Source organism: Pseudomonas sp. P5_A2_2, from assembly GCF_054177685.1.
On sequence record NZ_JBGCUL010000249.1, the window covers coordinates 1 to 5,823 of the forward strand.

The following is a 5,823-nucleotide window of genomic DNA, read 5'->3' on the forward strand; positions in this document are numbered from 1 at the left end:
CTGCGCAACCATTTAACATCGATCTACAGCAAGCTGGGCCTGACGAACCGCGTAGATCTGTACGCCTACGCACACAAGCATGGCCTTTCCACAGTCGATTGAGGACTGCGGCAATACGCCTTCTGCTTACACAGAATTCAGTTGTGTCGCATCGACCGGTTGAATCCACAGCCAAATGCAGACTTTAACGCTGGCACGCGGTTATGATCCGGGATAACCAGGCTCCCTTGGACCTACGCTTATGCCAGCCTCACAAATCCGCCCCTCACCCGCGCCACTGCTCAAACCAGGAGAGACGGTGGTCCTGTTCGACGGCGTCTGCAAGCTGTGCAATGGCTGGGTGAGGTTCTTGATTCGCCATGACCGCCAGCGTCGAGTGCGGTTGGCGGCGGTTCAGTCACCCGAGGGGCAGGCTCTGCTCGCGTGGGCAGGTTTGCCCATGGATCAATTCGACACCATGGCGGTGATCCGCGACCGACACTACTGGGACCGTTCGGATGCATTTTTCGAAGTCATCGCCCAGTTTTCCGCACTCTGGCGCCCCGTGAACCTGTTGCGCATCTTCCCTCGCAAACTTCGAAATTGGGCGTACGACCGCATTGCGCTTAATCGTTATCGGCTCTTCGGGAAATACGACACGTGCCTGTTGCCGGAGCCTGATCATGAACAGCGCTTTTTGAAAGCGCCCCTATGAACGCCCTCACACGCATTAACCGGATCACCCGTTCCAATCTGGCATCACCGCCAAATGGCTGCAAACGATGCTAGCGAAGTTTGCCTGGCCAGCTACCACCATCACCCTGAATACCCTTCAACTATCCCCTGACTGACCGGCTGCTTTCGGCTGTGGATTCAACCGGTGGTGAAAGGCAACAATCGGCCAGCAGCGGACTTTAGAATTGATGCTTGTCACCCTTATTGGAGGTTGTAAACGGTCCACAAGGCTGGGAGGCTATAGTGAGGTTTACCATAAGGACATGCTGAAATGAGAACACGAAAAATTTTAGTCACCGGTGCTGCGGGCCAGATCGGCAGCGCTTTTTGGACAGCGCAAGGCGATAAGTCAGATTTGCGTTTAGCCGATATAGACGTTTCAAAACTTCCGGACTCGGCACAACGTTTCTCTCTCGACATCAGGGATCAAGCCAGTTGCCTTGAAGCTTGCGAAGGCATACATACCGTGATTCATCTAGCTGCTGACCCTAACCCAGACGCCGATTTCATGACCTCCCTGCTTCCTGTGAATATTGTGGGGACCTACAACATGCTATTCGCCGCAAGGGCTCAAGGCTGCAAGCGCTTCATATTTGCGAGCAGTGCCCAGACTATTGAAGGTTATCCAAAAGATGTCCAGATACATGAATGTATGGCACCTAAACCAGGCAATCTTTACGGGGTCAGCAAAGTGTTTGGGGAAGCTCTCGCTTCGATGTATGCAAACGATGGTCACATGACAACAATCGCAGTCCGTATTGCAAACGTAGCCAAGTTTCACCAAGGGGAGAGCCACAGTCCCAGGGACGTAGCTGCTTTTATCAGTTTTAAGGATGTTGTCGCACTACTTAGAAATTGCGTTGAGGCCGAACTGAGCGGATTCCACGTTATCCATGGGGTCTCAAACAACAGGTATAAGCGCCTTTCTATTGATAAGACCAGAAAAGTTGTTGGATACGCCCCCCTTGATGATGGGTTTGAGATTCTGGAAGGAAACGCTCAATCTAATTGAACATGAGTAATACGTTAAGAACGACTAACTGATCCGACAGAAGTTGGCCGTATTTTGTCGGAGCCACTCTGATGATTTTCGAGAGACCGTATATGGACTCCTCCTCGTTGGGAAGCTTCCTTCGCTTTGGCGCCCGTGCCGACTGCACACGTATATTCGGCCTCTGRMTWCRGCATCGWTTCGATGCAGGGCCATGATGGGCTATTCGCGCGYCGGCTCCCAATCGCTTCTACGTGCTTTACGCACCTGGACACTTGAGGGTTTTGCCAACGCCGGTTCGACCGGTTTGCCATCGTTCGGGTTGCTTCGCAATCTGGGTAGACGGTTTGTTTACTCGTTAGACTTGTCGGTTTGGTAGATCAGGCCGCAGCCCGATCCGGTTGGTAATCAGTGTCGTTGCGCAACATCGCCCAAGCCATGCGTGCGGTTTTGTTCGCGAGTGCGATAGCGGCCACATTGGGATGTGAGCGCTCGGCTAAGCGGACGACCCACTGGCTAAGTCGATCGTCTTTGGACTTGGCTGTGCGCAGTGCCGACCGCGCACCGTGGACCATCAACGTTCGGAGATAAGCATCCCCACGTTTGCTGATGCCAAGCAGTCGATCCTTGCCGCCAGAACTGTGTTGCTTTGGCGTCAGCCCTAGCGAGGCGGCCAACTGTCGGCCATTGGCAAACTGTCGGGCATCACCGATGGCAGCAATAAGTGCGGTGGCGATCATCGGGCCGACGCCGCGCAGTTGCTGCAAACGGATGGCAGTCGGCTCGCTTGCCGCGATTGCAGATATTTCGCTGTCGAGTTGGCCAACACGTTCATCCAATGCGCGAAGGTCATCCCACAAGCCATTCAGCAGACGACGAAAGCGTGCCGTCAAACCGTTATCTGCATCTTCTAGCCAGCACGGTATTGCGCGACGCAGCATCAGTAATTCCTTCGGAGCAACGAGGCCGTACTCGGCGATCAACCCACGAATCTGATTGGCTTTGGCCGTCCGCTGTTCGATTAAGCTGGCCCGGATGCGATGCGTCGCCTGGATATCCTGTTGTTCGATGGTCTTGACGGCGACGAAGCGCATGCTGGGGCGGCTCATGGCTTCGCAGATCGCCTCGGCATCGTTGGCGTCGTTCTTGTTGCTCTTGACGTACGGTTTGACGAACTGCGGCGCGATCAGCTTCACCCGAAATCCGCGTGCTTGTAGTTGCCGCGCCCAATGATGTGCACCGCCACAACTTTCCATGCCGATCTCACAGCCGGGTTCGATCTTTTCCAGCACCGTTTGCAGCCAGCGATCACGAGGTAAACGCTGCCGCCAGATGGGTAGCTCATGACAATCCACGCCGTGGATCTGAAACACGTTCTTGGCCAGGTCGACCCCAATGCGCATAAGCTTCATGTGTGGACTCCTTCTCACCGTTGACTGTGGTTCGCACTTYCAGTCTGGCACTCAAGATGCCGAAGTGAGGAGGAGTCCATCCCACCGCTTCTGGCCGATTTATGCCTGTCGAGCAGGGCAGATTTCGACCCAAAGCAGCCCTTGATGTATGTTTGTTGTCGCCATGTGTTATTGGCATTCATGGAGGATTCGGACTGATGGCACGCGTGGGATTGATACTGACACCCGGTTTTGCGGACTGGGAATATGCTTTCATTGCTGGAACTGCGTCCCCGTTTTACGGGATCGACGTGAGGTTTTTCGCTTCTGCTACGGGGCAGTTCCGCTCGCAGGGTGGATTGGCTGTAACTGTCGATAGCAGTTTGCAACAATGTCTGGACTGGAAACCGGACGTTGTTGTCGTCATTGGAGGAATGGTCTGGGAACGTGCAGAAGCACCGGATATTCGAGACTTTCTTCATGCTAGTCGTTCAAGTGGAGCGACAATTGCCGGTATCTGCGGGGGAACGCTGGCACTTGCGAGGGCCGGGCTTCTCGACACGGTTGCTCATACCTCGAACAGCGCTGACTTCTTACAACAAAATGCCGTAGGTTATGAAGGGCGCACTCTTTATCGAAGCAGTCCAGTAGCTGTGGTTGCAGACCGCATCATAACCGCTCCAGGCCCTGCACCCGTTAGCTTCACCTGCGCAGTGTTCGAAGCTGCCGGGCTATCTTCAGAGATCATTTCTCAGTTCAGGTCAATGTTGGCAGCGGAACATCGGTGACCGCTTCGTCCCACAAAACAGCCGATCAGGTAATGCGTTCGAGTGGAAGCCTTTGGCCGATTCTATTGAAAAGTCGGCCATGGTTTGCGTATTGGAAAAGTACGCGTCCGAGGTTGAAATCTTTACTTTTGGCAGAGACTTCCGGACTCGGATTTCACGTAGCAGCGTGCAAAAAAGGCGTTATCACCAGTCAATGATCAGGCCGTTTGGGCAGAGCGACTTTTTCAGCAGAATCGGCCGATTTCTGACGGTTGACTGGCTAATTCAGAGATGAGCACGATCAGCGTATTAGCGGCGGTGCGGCTCTTATCGCTCGACCGGTATGATTTCTTCTGCCAGGACTTTCTTCGAAGATTTTCGCTGACTCATGTAAATGCACCCCAGTTCAAGGCGCTTCTTATCAGATGGTAGTAGTGCAAGAATTTACCCGGAAATGCCACCGCTGCGAGTACAGTCAGGACTGGGATGAGGTTCATGAATATCGAGACTCGTGGCGCACCCAGGTGAGCTATAGCGGTCATCCAAGCAATAGGTGCAATCACTGAATCGGCAATAGCCGCTTAGAGAAGGACTACGCTCAAACCCTTGGCGGCGCTCAGCATCGACGGTGAACCAATCACCTCGGACCACAACTTCAAGCGGCTCCTCACCACTGGCGGCTTATGAAACTYGTACTCTCCCGCAAAGGTTTCGACTCCTCCGCCGGCGGAGTCCCTAGCCCGCTACTGGAGGGGCGACCAATCTCGCTCCCCATCCCCACACGTATGCCGACGCCCATCACCTTCGGCGACCTGACCGAACCGATCCCGACACTTATCGAACAGCTCACCCGAGGCCGATACACGAGAGCAACACCTTGCCACCTCGATCCAGATCTTGATCCCCGCGTGCGCCCTCGCGCGCCTGGATGGCGCGGCGCACTCGGTCAGCTTGCCGCAGCTCAAAGTCATCTCGCCGGGCAAGGTGTCGGCGTCGGCGATTTGTTCCTCTTCTGGGGTCTGTTCCGGCCGGTGACGCAAATCCAGGGCCGCTGGTCATACGAGGGGCAACGCGAACATCGCGTATATGGGTGGCTGCAAATCGGGGAGGTCTTATCTCTGGGTGTCGATGGAACGCACGCGGCTGAACGCTACCCTTGGCTCGAAGAACACCCACACACCAGGGCCGGCTGGAAGGAAAACAACACGCTTTACATTGCTGCCGACCGTCTGATGCTGGACGGTCGCATAGCCCGGCAGCCGGGCTTCGGCCTGTTCAAGACAGGCTTTCGACTGACCGAGAGTCATGCGCTGCGCCCGTCCATTTGGTCGGTACCTGACTGGTTGAACTCAGCGCGCGGCGGAGTCGGCCTGACCTATCACCCATCGCAGCGCTGGTCGTMGTCCGGGACTCTGGAAGCCACCGCACGTGGTCAGGAATTCGTCGCAGACATCACGAATCGTGCCGATGCGCTCGCGTGGCTCGATCAGCTCTTTGCGCAGGAGGCATGTCGATGCGAGTCYACACCTATGTGATCGCCGCGGACGCGGGTTCCGCGCCAAACTACGATCCGCCGGCCGTTACGCTGTCTGTAATCGGCCAATACCCGACATTTCCCCCGGGCTCGATAGCTGGCATTTTCGGTCCACGTACTGTCACAACCACCGCACGAAAAATCCGTCATGACATGTCATGACCTCCTTAAAAAACGGACTTTGCCCAGCAAATACGGGGTTTAAAGGACGAACGGTCGAGAGGCGTCAAGCGCGGGGAATTGCCGGGAGATTGCAGCCACTACAGGCTTTTCAGGCAGGCACGTTCGTCGCGGTGAGGTGAACTTCACTCTCATCACGTGTCACATTAGGTCCTTGTCAAGTGAACTACAGAAGAGGTAAAGCCTTATGAGCATCGCCACAATTGTCAGTGCCGTGATTTCCAGTCTCGCACCCAGTGTCTTCGA

General features: G+C 55.1%; 5 protein-coding genes. 4 read left to right on the plus strand and 1 reads right to left on the minus strand.

Annotated elements, in window-relative coordinates:
• Window positions 1-241 precede the first annotated feature (241 nt).
• Together ACXRVY_RS15340 and ACXRVY_RS15345 are read left to right on the plus strand one after the other, a co-directional pair.
• Window positions 242-694, plus strand: coding sequence for a thiol-disulfide oxidoreductase DCC family protein (locus ACXRVY_RS15340; protein ID WP_223463376.1), 453 nt, complete (start codon window positions 242-244; stop codon window positions 692-694).
• 291 nt (window positions 695-985) lie between these two features.
• On the plus strand, window positions 986-1,726 hold the full coding sequence (locus ACXRVY_RS15345) for an NAD-dependent epimerase/dehydratase family protein (RefSeq protein WP_457266142.1): 741 nt from the start codon (window positions 986-988) through the stop codon (window positions 1,724-1,726).
• A 359-nt stretch (window positions 1,727-2,085) separates the two neighbouring features.
• On the opposite strand, the gene ACXRVY_RS15350 is transcribed toward ACXRVY_RS15345, so the two are convergent.
• On the minus strand, window positions 2,086-3,117 hold the full coding sequence (locus ACXRVY_RS15350; protein ID WP_223463374.1) for an IS110 family RNA-guided transposase: 1,032 nt from the start codon (window positions 3,115-3,117) through the stop codon (window positions 2,086-2,088).
• 197 nt (window positions 3,118-3,314) lie between these two features.
• Here ACXRVY_RS15350 and ACXRVY_RS15355 point away from each other — a divergent pair, with 197 nt between their 5' ends.
• Together ACXRVY_RS15355 and ACXRVY_RS15360 are read left to right on the plus strand one after the other, a co-directional pair.
• Window positions 3,315-3,884, plus strand: coding sequence for a DJ-1/PfpI family protein (locus ACXRVY_RS15355; protein ID WP_223463373.1), 570 nt, complete (start codon window positions 3,315-3,317; stop codon window positions 3,882-3,884).
• Between the two features lie 662 nt (window positions 3,885-4,546).
• Window positions 4,547-5,398, plus strand: coding sequence for an Nmad3 family putative nucleotide modification protein (locus ACXRVY_RS15360; protein WP_458237689.1), 852 nt, complete (start codon window positions 4,547-4,549; stop codon window positions 5,396-5,398).
• Window positions 5,399-5,823 lie beyond the last annotated feature (425 nt).

Excerpts from the sequence above, each read along its gene's own strand:
- ACXRVY_RS15355 (WP_223463373.1), top strand. The coding sequence starts at position 3,315 with ATGGCACGCGTGGGATTGATACTGACACCCGGTTTTGCGGACTGGGAA.
- ACXRVY_RS15350 (WP_223463374.1), bottom strand. The coding sequence starts at position 3,117 with ATGAAGCTTATGCGCATTGGGGTCGACCTGGCCAAGAACGTGTTTCAG.
- ACXRVY_RS15345 (WP_457266142.1), top strand. The coding sequence starts at position 986 with ATGAGAACACGAAAAATTTTAGTCACCGGTGCTGCGGGCCAGATCGGC.
- ACXRVY_RS15340 (WP_223463376.1), top strand. The coding sequence starts at position 242 with ATGCCAGCCTCACAAATCCGCCCCTCACCCGCGCCACTGCTCAAACCA.